The 17,016-nt window shown below is 49.3% G+C and carries 14 protein-coding genes; 5 read left to right on the plus strand and 9 right to left on the minus strand.

What is annotated here, in order from left to right; all coding sequences use genetic code 11:
- The first annotated feature begins 51 nt into the window (after window positions 1-51).
- Entirely contained in the window at window positions 52-1,974 is a 1,923-nt protein-coding gene (gene dnaK, locus PHH59_RS12505; protein WP_300016535.1) for a molecular chaperone DnaK, read from the plus strand.
- Between the two features lie 410 nt (window positions 1,975-2,384).
- Here the strand turns inward: dnaK and PHH59_RS12510 are convergent, their stop codons facing one another.
- From PHH59_RS12510 to PHH59_RS12520, 3 genes are all read right to left on the minus strand, one after another.
- A complete protein-coding gene (locus PHH59_RS12510) occupies window positions 2,385-3,452 on the minus strand; it encodes a phosphotransferase (protein ID WP_300016537.1) in 1,068 nt (355 codons plus the stop codon).
- Window positions 3,453-3,679: 227 nt separating this feature from the next.
- The gene (gene smbP, locus PHH59_RS12515; protein ID WP_300016541.1) at window positions 3,680-4,018 is read right to left on the minus strand and encodes a small metal-binding protein SmbP; all 339 of its coding nucleotides are present in this window, start codon (window positions 4,016-4,018) and stop codon (window positions 3,680-3,682) included.
- Between the two features lie 495 nt (window positions 4,019-4,513).
- A complete protein-coding gene (locus PHH59_RS12520) occupies window positions 4,514-6,064 on the minus strand; it encodes a LysM peptidoglycan-binding domain-containing protein (protein ID WP_366145464.1) in 1,551 nt (516 codons plus the stop codon).
- A gap of 465 nt (window positions 6,065-6,529) precedes the next feature.
- Between PHH59_RS12520 and PHH59_RS12525 the strand changes: the two genes are divergently transcribed.
- The 3 genes from PHH59_RS12525 (at window position 6,530) to PHH59_RS12535 (ending at window position 9,766) form a co-directional block, all read left to right on the plus strand.
- Window positions 6,530-7,261, plus strand: coding sequence for a methyltransferase domain-containing protein (locus tag PHH59_RS12525; RefSeq protein ID WP_300016547.1), 732 nt, complete (start codon window positions 6,530-6,532; stop codon window positions 7,259-7,261).
- A gap of 181 nt (window positions 7,262-7,442) precedes the next feature.
- Window positions 7,443-9,044, plus strand: coding sequence for a glutamate--cysteine ligase (gene gshA, locus PHH59_RS12530; RefSeq protein ID WP_300016550.1), 1,602 nt, complete (start codon window positions 7,443-7,445; stop codon window positions 9,042-9,044).
- Window positions 9,041-9,766: a phosphoadenylyl-sulfate reductase gene (locus tag PHH59_RS12535; protein WP_300016553.1), complete on the plus strand. Its 726-nt coding sequence runs from the start codon at window positions 9,041-9,043 to the stop codon at window positions 9,764-9,766. Before gshA ends, PHH59_RS12535 begins: the two co-directional genes overlap by 4 nt.
- Before the next feature lie 128 nt (window positions 9,767-9,894).
- Here the strand turns inward: PHH59_RS12535 and PHH59_RS12540 are convergent, their stop codons facing one another.
- Window positions 9,895-10,953 carry a heparan-alpha-glucosaminide N-acetyltransferase domain-containing protein gene (locus PHH59_RS12540; RefSeq protein ID WP_300016556.1) on the minus strand — a complete coding sequence of 353 codons (1,059 nt, stop codon included), beginning with the start codon at window positions 10,951-10,953 and terminating at the stop codon, window positions 9,895-9,897.
- 474 nt (window positions 10,954-11,427) lie between these two features.
- Between PHH59_RS12540 and PHH59_RS12545 the strand changes: the two genes are divergently transcribed.
- Window positions 11,428-12,693 carry a dicarboxylate/amino acid:cation symporter gene (locus PHH59_RS12545; protein WP_300016559.1) on the plus strand — a complete coding sequence of 422 codons (1,266 nt, stop codon included), beginning with the start codon at window positions 11,428-11,430 and terminating at the stop codon, window positions 12,691-12,693.
- 173 nt (window positions 12,694-12,866) lie between these two features.
- On the opposite strand, the gene ubiB is transcribed toward PHH59_RS12545, so the two are convergent.
- The 5 genes from ubiB to PHH59_RS12570 form a co-directional block, all read right to left on the minus strand.
- The gene (gene ubiB, locus PHH59_RS12550) at window positions 12,867-14,426 is read right to left on the minus strand and encodes a ubiquinone biosynthesis regulatory protein kinase UbiB (protein ID WP_300016562.1); all 1,560 of its coding nucleotides are present in this window, start codon (window positions 14,424-14,426) and stop codon (window positions 12,867-12,869) included.
- A gap of 228 nt (window positions 14,427-14,654) precedes the next feature.
- Window positions 14,655-15,266, minus strand: coding sequence for an SCP2 sterol-binding domain-containing protein (locus tag PHH59_RS12555; protein WP_300016565.1), 612 nt, complete (start codon window positions 15,264-15,266; stop codon window positions 14,655-14,657).
- Window position 15,267: 1 nt separating this feature from the next.
- Complete coding sequence (gene ubiE, locus PHH59_RS12560; RefSeq protein ID WP_366145463.1) at window positions 15,268-16,014, minus strand: bifunctional demethylmenaquinone methyltransferase/2-methoxy-6-polyprenyl-1,4-benzoquinol methylase UbiE; 747 nt, start codon at window positions 16,012-16,014, stop codon at window positions 15,268-15,270.
- A 16-nt stretch (window positions 16,015-16,030) separates the two neighbouring features.
- Window positions 16,031-16,426 (minus strand): DUF971 domain-containing protein, encoded by a 396-nt coding sequence (locus PHH59_RS12565; RefSeq protein WP_300016571.1) that lies wholly within the window; start codon window positions 16,424-16,426, stop codon window positions 16,031-16,033.
- A gap of 255 nt (window positions 16,427-16,681) precedes the next feature.
- On the minus strand, window positions 16,682-16,963 hold the full coding sequence (locus tag PHH59_RS12570) for an antibiotic biosynthesis monooxygenase (RefSeq protein WP_300016574.1): 282 nt from the start codon (window positions 16,961-16,963) through the stop codon (window positions 16,682-16,684).
- Window positions 16,964-17,016 lie beyond the last annotated feature (53 nt).

A 17,016-nucleotide genomic window follows, 5' to 3' on the forward strand; every position in this document is an offset into this window, starting at 1 on the left:
CATATCGCCCATAACAACAAACATTTACATTCAAGTCTGGAGAAAAATTCAATGGCTAAAATTATTGGTATAGATTTAGGGACCACCAATTCCTGCGTAGCGGTACTGGAAAACGGTGTTGCTAAAGTGATCGAAAACAGCGAAGGTGCACGCACCACGCCGTCCATCATCGCGTTCAGCAGCGATGACGAAGTGTTGGTCGGCCAATCGGCAAAACGCCAAGCCGTCACCAACCCTAAAAACACCTTGTTCGCGATCAAACGCTTGATAGGCCGCCGTTTTAAAGATGATGTCGTGCAAAAAGACATCAAAATGGTGCCTTACAACATCGTTGAAGCCGAAAATGGCGACGCGTGGGTAGAAGTCCACGGCAAAAAAATGGCGGCACCTGAAATTTCCGCCCGCGTGTTGATGAAAATGAAAAAAGATGCCGAAGCGTATCTGGGTGAAACCGTCACTGAAGCGGTCATCACCGTCCCTGCTTATTTCAACGATTCACAACGCCAAGCGACTAAAGACGCCGGACGTATCGCGGGTCTTGACGTAAAACGTATCATCAACGAACCCACCGCGGCGGCATTGGCGTTCGGTATGGACAAACCCAAAGGCGACACCAAAATTGCCGTGTACGACTTAGGCGGTGGCACGTTTGATATTTCCATCATCGAAATCGCTGAAATTGACGGCGAGCACCAGTTTGAAGTCTTGGCGACCAACGGCGACACCTTCCTGGGTGGTGAAGATTTTGACTCACGCGTCATCGAATATCTGGCGGAAGAGTTCAAAAAAGACACAGGCGTGGATGTCCACAACGACCCGTTGGCATTGCAACGTTTGAAAGAAGCGGCGGAAAAAGCCAAAATCGAATTGTCATCCAGCCAACAAACGGATGTGAATTTGCCGTACATCACCGCCGATGCGACTGGCCCGAAACATTTGAACGTCAAACTGACCCGCGCCAAATTGGAATCATTGGTTGAAGAATTGATCAACCGCACCAAAGGCCCTTGTGAAATGGCCCTGAAAGATGCGGGTTTGTCGGCTAAAGAAATCAACGACGTGATCTTGGTCGGCGGCCAGACCCGTATGCCGAAAGTCCAGGAAATGGTCAGGACTATTTTTGGTCAAGAACCGCGCAAAGACGTCAATCCAGACGAAGCCGTGGCTTTGGGCGCGGCAATCCAGGCGGGCGTTTTGGGCGGCGAAGTCAAGGACGTGTTGTTGTTGGACGTTATCCCATTGTCGCTAGGTATCGAAACCCTGGGCGGTGTCATGACCAAGCTGATCGAGAAAAACACGACTATTCCGACCAATGCGTCACAAGTGTTCTCGACTGCTGATGACAATCAAACGGCGGTGACGGTGCATGTGTTGCAAGGCGAGCGCGAAAAAGCGGCGGCCAACAAATCTTTGGGACGTTTTGATTTGTCGGACATCCCCCCTGCGCCACGCGGCATACCGCAGGTTGAAGTGTCGTTTGACATTGATGCCAACGGTATACTGAACGTGTCGGCAAAAGACAAGGCGACCGGCAAAAAACAGTCCATCGTCATTAAAGCGTCCAGCGGTTTGTCCGATGACGAAGTTGAACGCATGATCAGAGATGCCGAAGCCCATGCCGACGAAGACCGTAAATTGCACGAATTGGTGCAAGCGCGTAACCACGCCGACGCCATGATCCATGCGACCGAAAAATCGCTGAAAGAACTGGGCGACCAAGTCAACAGCCAAGAAAAAACCGACATTGAACATGCGGTGGAAGCGTTAAAAGCCGCTCTGAAAGGTGACGACAAAGACGACATCGAAGCCAAAACCAACACCTTGACCGAAATTTCCGGCAAATTAGCGGAACGTGTCTATGCCCAAAAAGGCGCGGCGGAAGGTGGCGAAGCCCATGCCGGCGGTTCAGCCCATGCGGCGGATGATGGCGTGGTTGATGCCGAGTTTGAAGAAGTCAACGACAATAAGAAATAAGGTGTTGGGTTGATGCCAAAACATCAACCCAATCTTTAAAATAACTAAGCTGGAATACCCGCAGGGCATAGCGCAGAGTGGGTTTTTCCGGCTTTTTTGTGTTTGGGTGGTGAGCAGGGAACACAAATTTTGTTATCGTTCCCACGCTCCAGCGCCACTGCCCACAGTTAAGGGTTTATATTTGTGTTCAATAAGATAGAACGCTGGTTCCCAAGCTCCAGCTTGGGAACCAGCGTCAACGCTCCAGCGCCACTGCCCACAGTTAAGAAAAAACCATTTAAAAACAATGTTTTTTCTGTCGTTTATGGAAGCTCAACAACGCCCTCGCCGAAGGGTTTTTCCGTGGCGGATGGCGGTGGCTCCGCTCCAGGCAGGTTGATGAGGAATAAGGACGCTTACAGCTTATCGAATCAAATCGGCAAGGCCGCAAACGCATCCCAATCATCCACTGCCGCCGCCGTGCGGCGTATCAACTCCAGATTGCTTTCCGTAGCCATCATATCGCCGACCGCCAAGGTCACCACCATCGCTTCAAAGGCATACACTAGATGCGCCCGATAACGTTCCGTAAGCTGTGGGCCATCCATTCCGGTGACGCCATAGCTTGCCAATTGCGCGACATACCGTTCCAACAGCGTTGTTTCGTGTAATCGCCGTTGCTCAGGTGTCAATGCCGTTGCTAAAAAATACGCGACATCACTGGCCCCTTCACCTAACCGCACCAATTGCCAATCCAGAAAACCCGCGTGATTGTGCTGCCAAAATAAATTGCCCGGATGGCAATCATGATGCACCAAGGTTTGCGGTCTAGCCGATAAAAACCGCATGGCACGGCGACGATTTTTGGCATAGTGCAAGCCCCGTTTGTGCAAATTTTTCGGAACCCAGGCCCCCGCACGGCGTAGGCCTTGTTTCATCAACGGCACAGCCAACACGGCACCCAAATGGTCTTCCACTTGCCGCACCCGGCCTGCCAACCAGCGATAATGGGCAGTGCTTTCATTTTGCCAGAAACGGGCATGAAAACGCGCCAATCCGTCAATCACTAACGCGGCTTGCCCAATAGTCAAGCTATCGTGCGCCTTTCCCGGTAACGCACCGTTTTCCTCCAGATCGGCAAGCACCAAGATGCCCCCTACCCCCCAGCGGCTCTGTGCCGCCAGACAGACGGGCAAGGCAATTGGTACGGATTTGGCTAGTTCCTGATAAAAACGGATTTCAGTCGCCAACAACTGTGGCAACGCGGTAATAAACCACGCCCGCCAAGCCAAGGACGGCAATTTGACAAACCAGCGGCGTGGCAGGGCACTAAAGCCTTTATAGTCTATCGCCAAGCGTATCCGCGTTGTCGTGCCAACATCAACCGAAACGACCTCGACCTTCGTCACCACCGTATTAGCGTCGTGTTGGTTTACAATGCCTTGGGCCCAAACAAGCGTCAACTCGCTAGGTTGGCTAACCATAATATTTTGCGACATGTTTTTAGATTAATCGTTGGAAATTTTGATAATGGAATGCCAGTTACCGTATTCCCAAATTATGAGATTAGCTGTATTGATATTTTACCGGCTTTAAGAAACAGGATGGTTAAACCGATGATATTGAATTGGAACAGAAGTCTGATGGAGGCAAAAAAGCTTGTAATGGCTACTAAAAAAATAGGGGCGGAATAACCGCCCCTATTTTTTAAAAAACCAAGACTTATTTACTTGGCTGCGCTGGCTTTGATATGTCCAACCGCTTCCTCTGCCGATTTAGTGGCGGGTTCAACTTGCTCCAAACTACCTTGGTCAATGGCATTTTGCAATGATTTGGCTGCTTCGTTCAAATGGTTTTTTGGCGCCCCTTTGGCAACCAAGGAACCCGCCAGTGTATGTTCCAGAGCCAATTTCGCATGCTCAACCAAAACAGGGGCGTGGCCCGCTTTACCATGCTCCACCGCTGCTTGGGCATGCTCCAAAGCTTCGGCGGAATGTTCTTTGGCAATAACGGCAGTACTTAAAATAAGAAGTAAACCTGCACAAATGGATGCTATTTTTTTCATTATTCTTTCCTCATTAATTTAAATTGTCGATACGACTAATTATTGTGGGTAATGGTTGAGCTAAAACTGATCCAACGATACCTTACCTCTTTTTGTAGGCTAGATTCCGGTAGCTTGTACGCAATTGCCGCTTAAACGCCAACAGTTAGATCACACCACTTACCGTATTGTCTTGCTTGCCGATGCCGCTATTGCGACCCGACACCCTGTATTCTAATAGCAAATTATTTATTTTCAATATACTTTTGCCACCCAGTTTTTATGCTAACCATATTGTTTTACAACCCATCTTTTAATGCACAAAAACACAGTAATTAGCCGCTTTATATGCCTAAATCCCACACACACCACTCGAACAAACCCATAAACCAGCAGCCTTCATAGTTATTCCCCTGCGCCGATTCTGTGATTGCAGAAAAACCGCCACATGTCTGCGGACATAAAAAAAGGCGGATTGACCGCCCTTTTTTCTTTTTCTTCGTCAAATCAAATTGATTAGGTCGATGGCTGGCCTTCCACAATCACTTTCAGTTTTTGACCAGGACGCAGGCCTTTGCCCAAAACATCGGCATTGGATTTACGCAAGTCATTGACAGTGACGTTAAATTTTTTGGCTATTTGGGTCAAAGAATCGCCATTGCCCACTTTGTAATGCACCAAACGGATGGGCGACACTGAGGCAATTTGTTGATGCGATGATTTTATGACTAATTTACGACCAGGAAGCAGTGCCGTTTTTAAGGTGATTTTGTTCCAATCGGCAATGTCTTTCGGTGTCACGGCAAAACGTTGGGAAATATTCCAAAAAGTATCGCCTTTTTTCACGGCATAAGTTTGTTGGTTTGACGTTTGGATTTTTGCAGCCTTGGCGACCAAAATATGGTTATCAGCTTTGTTGTCAGCTTTGTTGTCAAATTTTGACGGAATTTGCAAGGTCATGCCTGACATGACTGTATTGCCGGACAAATGGTTGGCCTGACGCAAGGTCGCTATCGTCGTGTGGTTGCGGTTAGCAATAATCGACAGGGTTTCACCTCGCTTAACTTTATAGCGTCCAGAAATTGCAGTAGTCAGGATTTCCTCATGCCTGACTTCCTTGATTTCAGGTTTTTTGCTTGCCGTTACCATCCGGTGGTCATCAAGCTTAGGTTTTTCTGCGGTTTTGTTTCTGGCAAGCGTTGTTTCTTGGTAAGCCTGATTGAAATTGACCCGTTCGTTAAAAGGAAGCTGGGCAAGATTTCTTTTGAAAGAGTTTGCTTGCCCAACAGGGACCAGCAAACGGTGGGGGCCTTGTGGGGCGGTACATGAACGGTTGAAGCCAGGGTTGAGCTTCAAAAACTGATCGTATGGAGTATTCGCCAATTGCGCGGCTTTGTGTAAATCCAGCGGGGCTTTTATATCGACGACTTCAAAATAGGGTTTGTTGGGGATGTATTGCAAATCAATATTGTATTGCTCGGCATTGGCGAATATTTTCGCAATCGCCAGCAAACGCGGGACATAATCCATCGTTTCTTGAGGCAGATCCAGTGACCAATAATCGGTCGGCAAATCCCGCTCTTCATTTTTCTCCACCGACCTTCTAACACGGTTCTTGCCGCAATTATAGGAAGCCAGGGCTTTTAACCAATCGCCATCAAAAAGTTCGCTGAGTTCTTTGAGATAAGTTGTCGCCGCTTGGGTGGACGCATAAACGTCACGGCGACCGTCATACCAAGCATTTTGTTGCAAACCGTATTCTTCACCGGTTGACGGGATGAATTGCCACAAGCCCGACGCATCGGCGTCAGAATAAGCATTGACCACAAAAGCGCTTTCCACGACAGGCAATAGTGCCAATTCACCTGGAATATTTTTGGCTTCAATTTCATCCAAAATGTGGTGCAGATAAGGTTCAGCACGCTCCTGAATAATGGCTAGGGATGCTGGATGCTGCAAGTACCAATCGACCGCACGATCAACCCGATAGTTGTCAATTTCAGGTAAGGAATACAAAGACAGTAAGCGGTCCCACACCGTCTCATGTTCGGTGGAAGCACTATTCAATCTATGTTTGTTGAATTTAAGGCGGGAACTCGCTGGGGGATATCGTCCTGAAAAACCCTCTAGACCATCAGATCCGGATTGTCCAGGTAATTGATCACTTACGCTAAGCGGAGTTTTGGGGGTTTCCGAGCAACCTGCTGCAATTAAAGACAGCAAAATCAAAAGGAAATTGACTGGTCTTTTAAAATTAACATGCATCATCTTAAATCCTAAGAGTGTAGTTTAATTATATAAGGTATATAGTATAACGTGTTTTTCTTGAAAATAATCAAAGTTATATTACATTGGCTTGGAGGGAACGTTAATAATCAAGCCTTATTCGATTAGGTAACGATTGACTAAACATGCCAAGCCGCTTTTCCAGTCGCCGTAAACCTAGCGAAAAAATAAAAATAACCACGCTAAAACATCAATATATCTGGCCTTGCCCTAAAATGGGACGGGTCTTAATCCTCAAGCACGACAATGAAACGTAATTTTTTATTTTCCTGGTATCAAACACCTAGAGGCAAATTGCTAAAAGAGCTGGAAGCGGAGTATCTGCAACGCGCCATCACGGTTAGCTGCCAACAAACGATTTTACAAATTGGTGGCTTGGGCTGGGAAAATGACTTTATTGATTGTACCTTATACAAATTTTATACCATACTCGATGCTAAAAATTTGGGTTGGAACCAAGCCCGGAAAATCCAGGCCAAGGCGTACCGTTTACCGCTAAAAAGCGAATCTGTCGATATGATCATTGTCCCGCATTTATTGGAATTCGACACCTCCCGCTTCCAGACCATGCGCGAAATAGAACGTGTCTTAAAACCGGAAGGCATTGTTTTAATTATGAACTTTAACCCGTGGAGTATTTGGGTCAGGTATCATTTTTTGTGGGAAATCAAAATGGCAGATTCTTTGCGCGGTCATTTTCTCAGCCATTCCAGGGTTATGGATTGGTTAAAATTGTTAAATTTTGAAGTATCGGTGTCCACCGCCTTCTATCTGGATGAAATCAAATCCAGACATGGCAAAGCCATACGCACCAGAGGCTCGTTCACGTCAACCTCCTATGCAATCAAAGCCATAAAACGCCGCTATAACCTGATCCCCCTCACGCCGATAACAGAAGAACTCCCCCTGATTAACGCAACCTCGCTAGCCTCCTCTACACATCTATACGACGGTGCAAAACCCCCTGGGCATAATTAACCTGTTTAAGTGTTTGAATACCGGCTTAATTAAGCCCGTTCCTTGGGTTTATCAACCGACATCGCCAGCTACGAAATCCCCGCCAATCCTCTGCGTAACCCGACGATAATATTCCGCCAACCGGACAATACCCTTTATAATGCCAGCACTCTTTTGGACTATTGGGGTAAACACCCAGGCTATGACTCATTTTACTAACACGCTTTCGGCGCGGCTGGACGGGCTGCTGGCAAACGGAACGGAAAACCTGCTTCGCGGCGGGCTAAAAGGCATCGAAAAAGAAAGCCTGCGCATTTCCCGCGATGGAATTATCGCCCACACGCCACATCCTTACGCCCTAGGTTCGGCCCTGACCCACCCGCATATCACCACGGATTATTCCGAGGCTTTGATTGAACTGATTACGCCGCCATTTACCGACATCCAGGACACGTTGGATTATTTGCAGCGCGTCCACCAGTTTGTCTACGCCCATTTGGAGCAGGAACTTTTGCTGGGCGCCAGCATGCCTTGCGGTATCAGCGGTGATGAAAGCATCCCCATTGCCGAATACGGCTCATCCAATGTCGGGCGCATGAAACATATTTACCGCCACGGTTTGTGGCATCGTTATGGGCGCACAATGCAGGCGATTGCCGGCATCCATTTCAATTATTCCGTCCCGGAAGCCTTATGGCCTGTGTTGCACAGCCAAGAAAACAGCCCGTTAAGCCTGGCAGATTTTATCGCCGCGTCTTATTTCGGACTGATCCGCAATTTCCAGCGCGTAGGCTGGTTGATTTTGTACCTGTTCGGTGCCTCGCCGGCAATTTGCAAAAGCTTTTTCAAAAGCCGTCCTGATTTGATGGCACAATTTGAACAGTTCGACGGGCACACGCTGTACCATCCGTATGCCACCTCGTTACGCATGAGCGATATTGGTTACAAAAGCCTAAACCAAGCGAACCTGGACATCGATTACAATTCCCTAGCCGGTTATGTCGAGAGCTTAAGCCAAGCAATCAACACGCCTTACCCTGAATATGAAAAAATCGGCACGGTGGTGGATGGCGAATACCGCCAATTAAACACGCATATCCTGCAAATTGAAAACGAGTTTTACAGCACAATACGACCGAAACAAATTGCGCAATCTTGCGAAAAACCGACCGTGGCTTTAAAACGCCGTGGCGTGCGTTATGTGGAAATGCGCTCCCTGGATTTGGACGTATTCCACCCGCTGGGCATAGAAACTGACACGGCCTATTTTATCGAAACCTTGTTACTGACGTGTTTGTTGACTGACAGCCCGTTGATGGGCGGACATGACCACCGGATAAACAACAGCAACCAACTGGCAGTCGCCCATGCAGGCCGCAAACCGGGGTTGGAATTGGCACGCAATGGCGGCACTATCCTTTTGCAAGACTGGGCACATGAAATCCTTGCCGCGATGCAGCCTGTCTGTTCCGTATTGGATGCGGACAATCCACACCAACCTTACACAACGGCACTGAAAACCCAACAAGCCAAGGCCGACAATCCCGACCTGACCGCCTCGGCACGATTGCTGGCGGTTATGCGCGAACGCCCGCAGCCCTTCGCCAGTTTCGCTATTGGACAATCCGTCGAACACGCAAATTATTTTAATGACCAGACGCTGGACGACAAGACGGCCCAAACCTTTGTCGATATGGCGGTTCAATCCCACGCCAGACAACAGTTCATCGAAAGCCAACCCCAACTGCCTTTCGCTGAATTCCTGCACCGTTACTTTACCCAAACCTGTACTGAACCATCATGAACGCCGCCGACATTGACGAATTAAAAAGCCAATTACAGCAAAAAAGCCCGCGTATTATCCTGAAACAAGCCCTGTCCTTGTTCGACAACATCGCCATTTCCTTTAGCGGAGCCGAAGATGTGGTGCTGATTGACATGGCTTTGCACATCCGCAAAGACATTTCTGTATTTTGTCTGGACACCGGACGCCTGCACCCTGAAACTTACCGTTTCTTGGAAAAAGTACGCAAGCATTACCAAATCGACATTGACATCCTCAGTCCCAACCGCGATGTGCTGGACGAATTTGTCAAACGCAAAGGCTTGTTCAGTTTTTATGAAGACGGCCATCATGAATGTTGCGCCATCCGCAAAGTCGAGCCGCTGTCACGCAAACTGGCAAGTTTGGATGCGTGGATCACCGGACAGCGCAAAGACCAAAGCGCGGACACCCGCCAGCACATCCCCGAATGCGAGCTGGACGGCACGTTTTCTAGCGAAGGCCATCCCCTGGTAAAATTCAATCCCCTGCTGAATTGGAATTCCGCGCAGGTGTGGGACTATATCGAAGCCTACCAGGTGCCATTTAATGAATTGCACGAAAAAGGTTTTGTCAGCATAGGCTGCGAACCCTGCACCAAAACCGTGTTGCCGAACCAGCATGAACGCGCCGGACGCTGGTGGTGGGAAGCGGAAACCAAGAAGGAATGCGGTTTACATGCGGGGAATTTACGGGCGGGTTAATGATGAGTTGCCGGAAGTTATGTAGCACACTTTAACTAAACCCATTGAATGCGTTAAAGCCATCCTACAACTGCTTCAGACACGCGATGGCAAGGAAATAGATACCTCTCTGCCTTCGCGTCTTTTATCTAACCCCCGATCAAAAACCGTAAAATAAACGGCATGTTTTTATAAGCCTGTTTGACACGGGCCAAACCGTAGCCTGTGGCTATCATGACGGCGATAACCACCAAGTAAGTCAGGCTAAAAGACCACAAGGGCTGGTTATTCAAGGCAGGGATCGGTTTAAGCACAGCCACCAAAATGATCTGGTGGAAAATGTACATAAACAAACTGGCGTGGCCTAGGTTTAGGAAAAGGCCATAAACTGGCAGGTGGCGCGTTTTTTCAACGGCATAAAAACCCAGCAGGATCAAACCGCAAGCCGTCAGGAAATAGCCCATGCTAGGCGGGTAAAAAAGTTCAGAATAGCCGTCGCGGATGACCAGATGCGGTTGTTGCCAACACCAGATAGCAATGCCAGCCGCTGCCAACACCAAACCGCTGGACAACAAAGATTGGGCGGCAAGCGAATAACCCTTGACATAACGGGTACCTAAGATACTGCCAATGATGGCAAAACTCAGCCAAGGCAGCAGCGGAAACCAGCCATCCAGCAACAGCCGTTGCAAGGTACTGGCAGACCCTAGCAATTGCAAATATTCCTGTATATTCAGTTGGTTTAATTCAAAACTGATTAGCTCTTCCCGATAAGCAAACAGCCTTTGCAACAAGGGCGTGACCAACACGAATAAAGACGCAATAACCAGCCGGACCGTTATGCTGCAATAGCACGCCAACACATAAATCATGGGGATTGCCAGCCCGGTCAGGTACAACACGTCATAACCCAGCAAAGGCCAAGTTTGCCAGACCGTTAAATCCAACAAGCAAGCAAAGCCGATGATCAACAAGCCACGTTTTAGATAATGCGTAAACCCACCATGCCGGGCTTGGGTGATGACGACCATCATCCCCGCCAACAGGATAAACAACGGTGCGGCAAAAGTACCGTAAAGCCGGAAGGCGAAAACTTTGTCCTCTGCTTGCAGCAATGAGGAACTCAGATTGGCGGCAACCATCGTGAAAATGGCAATGCCGCGTAAAATGTCTATGGTGGTGTTGCGGGAGGATAAAAGCTTCGTCATAAGCTGTTGTTTTGTGAAAAATAAAATAAGAAAAACTGGCATCTTTTCATAGTTCCCACGCTCCGGCGCGGGAATTCATCCCCTAACGCTCCGGCGTTGCGAAATGGCAAAACGCGATGCTGGAAGCGTCACGAACTGCGTTCCCACGCCGGAGCATCACTGCCATTAAGTTAAGATATAAATTTTAATAATCAAGATATTAGAATTGTGTAGGTTGGGTTAGCGATAGCGTAACCCAACATTTACCGTTCCGATGTTGTCGGGTTACGCTATCGCTAACCCGACCTACGGAAGAATATTTCGCAAAAGACAATACACAACTAATTGATTATTAACATACATTCATTAACTTAATGGCAATGACGCCGGAGCGTGGGAACGATGGTATAAAAAAAATATAAAACCGTTGCAGTACAACGTATCCGCCGGTTTAAAGGCTTTTTTATTGGCTAAAAATACACAAGGATTTCGGCTATGACCACACACGCAAACCATCCGCCCCAACACCCCAACCGCCAAACCTTTTATGTCGCCCTCGCCCTGGTTTTAGGCATCGCACTAGGTGACGTGCTGAACTTGACACTAGGCGGGACGGGGCCGCATGATCCGTTGCTGGCCCAAATCGTCGCCGTGCTCAATATGTTGACGGACGTGTTCCTGCGCTTGGTCAAAATGATCATCGCGCCGCTGGTGTTCGCCACGCTGGTGGTGGGCATGGCGAAAATGGGCGACATCCACACCGTCGGGCGCATCGGCCTTAAAGCCATGCTGTGGTTTTTTTCAGCCTCCCTCGCCAGCCTGCTCTTGGGCATGTTGCTGGTGAATGTCTTCGAACCGGGCGGCTCCCTGCATATCCCCTTGCCGCCTGCCGATGCGGTGAGCGGCTTGCCGAATGTCAAACCGACGCTCAGCAATTTTATCGCCCATATCTTCCCGAAAAGCATCTTCGAAGCGATGTCCGCCAACGAAATTTTGCAAATCGTCGTGTTCTCGATGTTCTTCGGCATCGCCTGCGCATCCTTGGGCGAACTGGCGCATCCTTTCGTCAAATTGCTGGATTCGCTGGCGCACATCATGCTCAAAGTCACCAGCTACGTCATGCACTACGCGCCCGTGGCGGTGTTTTCGGCAATGGCCTCGGTGATCGCCCAACAAGGGATAGGCGTGTTGCTGTCTTACGGCAAATTTATTGGCGAGTTCTATTTTGGCCTGTTGTTGCTGTGCAGCTTGCTGGGCGGCTTCGCTTGCCTGTTCCTAGGGCGGCGGATGCTGTCGCTGATCCGCCATATCCGCGAACCCATGCTCTTGGCTTTCGGCACCGCCAGCAGCGAAAGCGCGTATCCTAAATTATTGCAACAACTGGAGCGTTTCGGTTGTGATGAAAAAGTCTGCGGGCTGGTGTTGCCGCTAGGTTATTCGTTTAATTTAGACGGCAGCATGATGTACATGACCTTCGCCGTGCTGTTCATCGCCCAAGCTTACGGCATCGACATGCCGCTGGCGGACCAATTGCTGATGCTCTTGGTGCTGCTGTTCACCAGCAAAGGCGTGGCGGGTGTGCCCAGGGCCTCGTTGATCGTCATCTCGGCAACCTTGTCGATGTTCAAAATCCCCGAAGCCGGTTTGCTGTTGTTGCTAGGCATAGACCAAGTGCTGGACATGGGCCGTAGCGCGACCAATGTGTATGGCAATAGCATCGCTTCGGCCTTGGTTAGCCGTTGGGAGAAAGCGTTGAGGTAACATCAGGCTACGCGGGTTGTTTGGGGCGGTTTTCCTAACTCGGCCAATATTATTTTGACGGGTATTGCGTAGGCCGGAAACACCCGTTCGGGCGATAGCGAGAACGGGTGTTTCCGGCAAACACCTAATCGGCACTCGTTTATAAATATTGGGCAAAAAGCCCCACCCACAAACTACTGAAATAACACCGCCAAGCTAATCAACGCCGCACCAATGATCATCGCCCACAGGGTACTGCGTTGGTGGCTGTCGATTTGCTCGCGCAATAAGGCCAGTTCACGTTGTTGGGCTTCGGCTTGGTGTTGGGCATGGGCGGCGTTGTCCAGGGCTTTGTAGACCAGGGAAGGAATTTCGGGGAATTGCTGGGCAAATTCGGGAAATTGTTTTAACAATTGGGTGATTTTGGCTTTAGGGCCCATGCGCTCATGAAACCAGCTTTCCAAGAACGGTTTTGCGGTTTGCCATAAATCCAGATCGGGATACAGTTGACGTCCCAAACCTTCGATGTTGAGCAAGGTTTTTTGCAGCAAGACCAATTGCGGTTGCACACGCATGTCAAAACGGCGGGCGGTTTGGAACAGGCGCAGCAGCAATTGCCCGAAGGAAATGTCTTTTAACGGTTTTTCAAAAATCGGCTCGCAAACGCTACGGATTGCCGATTCGAATTCTTCGATGCGTGTGCCGCGCGGCACCCAGCCGGATTCGACGTGCATTTCCGCCACTTTGCGGTAATCGCGGTTGAAAAAGGCAAGAAAGTTTTCCGCCAGATAATGTTGGTCGGACAAGGACAAAGACCCGACGATGCCAAAGTCGATGGCGATGTATTTGGCGGGCAATTCGACGAAGATATTGCCAGGGTGCATGTCGGCGTGGAAGAAATTGTCGCGGAACACTTGCGTAAAAAAGATTTCCACACCGCGTTCGGCGAGCAATTTAAAATCAGCCCCCCCTGCCCGCATTTGTTCGATGTCGCCGACCGGGATGCCATAAATCCTTTCCATGACCATGACTTTTTGGCGGGTGAACTCCCAGTGTATTTCGGGGATGTAGATGATCGCGGATTTTTCAAAATTGCGGCGGATTTTGGCGGCGTTGGCGGCTTCGCGCACCAAGTCCAATTCATCCAGCGTGGTTTTTTCAAATTCGGCGACGACTTCCATAGGCCGTAACCGCCGCGCATCGGGCGAGAATTTTTCGGCGATACGCGCCAGTTCGTAAATCAGGCCCATGTCGGAATGGATGCGCTCTTCAATGTCGGGGCGCAGGACTTTAACGACCACTTGTTGCCCGGTATGCAACACCGCGCCGTGTACTTGCGCGACGGAAGCGGAAGCCATCGGCTCCGGGTCAAATTCGGCAAACGCCTCGTTAATCGACATGCCCAGCTCTTTTTCGATGATGGCGAGGGCAATGTCACTGCCGAATGGTGGCACACGGTCTTGCAATTTGACCAGTTCGTCGGCAATGTCATCCGGCAGCAAATCTTTGCGCGTCGATAAGGCTTGCCCGAATTTGACATAAATCGGCCCCAAGTCTTCCAAAGCCTGGCGGATTCTGACCCCACGGGAAACCGTCTTGCCCGACTGTCGGCTCACCCAATAATACGGTGAAAAGATTGCCAAAAAACGGATGGGGCGGAAGTAAGGCGTTTTTAAGACAATTTCATCAAGGCCGTGCATCATCAAGACCCAATTGATATGGACCAGGCGCATTAGTATTTTTGGGCGGATCACTGCGTTACCTTTGGTGGCGTTTTGAACCAGCTAGCGGGGCCGCTGGTGTGTTTATTGTTTTTATAGTCCACGAAAGACACGAAAGTCACGAAAAATTGCATATTTTGGTTGGGGCGAGGCATCCTGTGTCCGCTTTGCTGTCAGAATGACCACATTCCCAGCAGCAACCTCCACTTTCGTGCTTTTCGTGTCTTTCACTTCGTGCTCTTTGGGTCGTGGACAATATTTTTATTTTAGCTGATTTTCCAAGCGTTCCACGCGGCTTTGTAAACGGTCAAAATCCAGCCGTAAATCGTCGATATACTGGTAGAAAATATCCGCTTCCGGCACGGCGGGCAGGTCGCGGGTTTCTTCTTGCAGGAATTCGGCGGTGTTGAGGCGGAAAGTTTCCAGCGTTTCTTTGCTCCAGTCCTGCCCTGCGCGAAACCACTGACTGAGATTATGGGCGAAGCGTTCCCCTGTATAACGCGCCAGCTTGTTTTCCAGATTGATGTCCAGTTTGGCGAACAATTCCTGAAACCGTCGTCCGGTGTGCATATCGCCGTCGATTTTCACTTCACCTGAAAAAATTGACCGCATCGGTTTGTCGCTGATACCCATCAAACCGAATGCCAGCAACGAACCAGTCAAGTGCGTGTCGGGTTCATCAGGATATTGGTCTATGAGTTGAATCGTATCCGTAGCCGGACACAAATACAAAGTTTCACCAAACGGCGTGATGGTGACAGCGATGACTTTGCCAACCATCGGCGCGAGCAAGACAGGGCTGTTGACGTCCAAAGCCAGATATTCACGGAAGGCGGTTTCCAACACGCCCAATAACAGCGGTTTAACCAGCATATTAAATTTTATAACCGCGATGCACGGCGACTATGCCTTGCGTCATATTGAAATATTCGCAGCGTTCTAGCCCCGCGTTTTCCATCATCATTTTTAGCTCTTCCTGCTTAGGGTGCATACGGATAGATTCTGCCAGATAGCGGTAGCTCTCTTCATCTTTAGCCACAAAGCGGCCTATTTTCGGCAGTATATTAAACGAGTAAAAATCGTAGACTTTTTCGGTGACTTTATCGGTGGGATGCGAAAATTCCAAGACGATGACGCGACCGCCAGGTTTCAAGACGCGGTGCATGGAACGTAAAGCCGCGTCTTTATCGGTGACGTTACGCAGGCCAAAGGCGATGCACACGCAATCAAAGGTATTGTCTGCAAACGGCAGGCACTCGGCGTTGACCTGGGCATAGCGGATGTTCGCCAAACCACGGTCTATCATGCGGTCACGCCCGGTACGGAGCATTTGCGCGTTGATGTCCGCCAGCACGACTTGGCCTTCCGGGCCGACGCGCTCATTGAATAAAGCGGTCAAATCGCCTGTGCCACCTGCCAAATCCAGCACATGCTCGCCTTTGCGGACATTGCTGAGTTGTACGGCGATGCGTTTCCAAATACGGTGTATGCCTAACGACATCAGGTCATTCATGACATCGTATTGTTCGGCGACGGAATCAAATACCCCGCGCACCAGTTTCACTTTTTCATCGACAGCGACTTGCTTGAAGCCAAAATGGGTGGTGTTGTCGGTAGTCATGGTCATTCCCCTTTCATTAATGCGAGTTTGGTCGTGTGGTTTTGCGCTGGATTCCTGCCAGTTCCAGTTGTTCCAAGTAAGCGGCCCACAAAGTTTGATAGTCGGCGCCAAGCTGGTACAACAAATCCCAAGTGTAAATACCCGTGTCATGCCCATCGCTAAACACCAGCAAAATGCCGTAATTGCCGATGGGGCGGATTTCTTTAATGCTCACGTCTTCTTTGCCGTATTGCAAAGTTTCCTGACCTGGCCCATGCCCGACCGCTTCCGCCGATTGGGTGTAGACGCGCAGGTATTCGGTAGGCAGGACGAACACGCTACCATCGTCGTAGCTGATTTCCAGACGGTTGGACAATTGGTGATGTTTGATTTCAACCGGTTGGCTGTTGCAGGGTTTGATGTTTAGGCGCATAGGAACTAGAAAGATAAGGAAGGTAATGGATAAACACATTCTTGTGTTCTGGGTTCGCTTCGCGGTCTATGGCCTTGGCGCCCGCTAGGACACGAGGTGAATCCCTGCCGGAATGGCGGCTTACTGACGGGCTTGGCTGTTTAAGAGCCATTCAAAAGCTCCTTAACATTTGTGCTGGAGTCCAAAACATGTTTTGGACTCCAATCGTCTAAACACCACAACAACCGTCATTGTTAAAAAAATTTGAACGATTACTTACAACACGCCTTCTTCCAGTAAATCCAAATACATAAATTCGGGAGCTTTCACTCCGGCTTGTTTGCGGATTTCCACCAATTCGGGCGATTCAAAAAACGCCTTGGCATTGGCGATGCTTGACCATTGGGAAAAATGCACGATGTGGTTGGCATCGTCGGCAAATTTTAAAACTTGGTAGTTCTGCTCGCCCGCATTTTTTCTGATGGTTGTAGCGTTATCGAATATTTTTTTCCATGCGGTGTAGTCTTCGACTTCATGGATGATGAGTACGCGGGGCATTGTTGTCCTTTGTAGGATAGGCAAATAGCTTTATTTAAGTCGGGTACGTGGTT

It is taken from the genome of Methylovulum sp. (assembly GCF_028687615.1).
In the GTDB taxonomy this organism is placed as follows: Bacteria; Pseudomonadota; Gammaproteobacteria; order Methylococcales; family Methylomonadaceae; genus Methylovulum.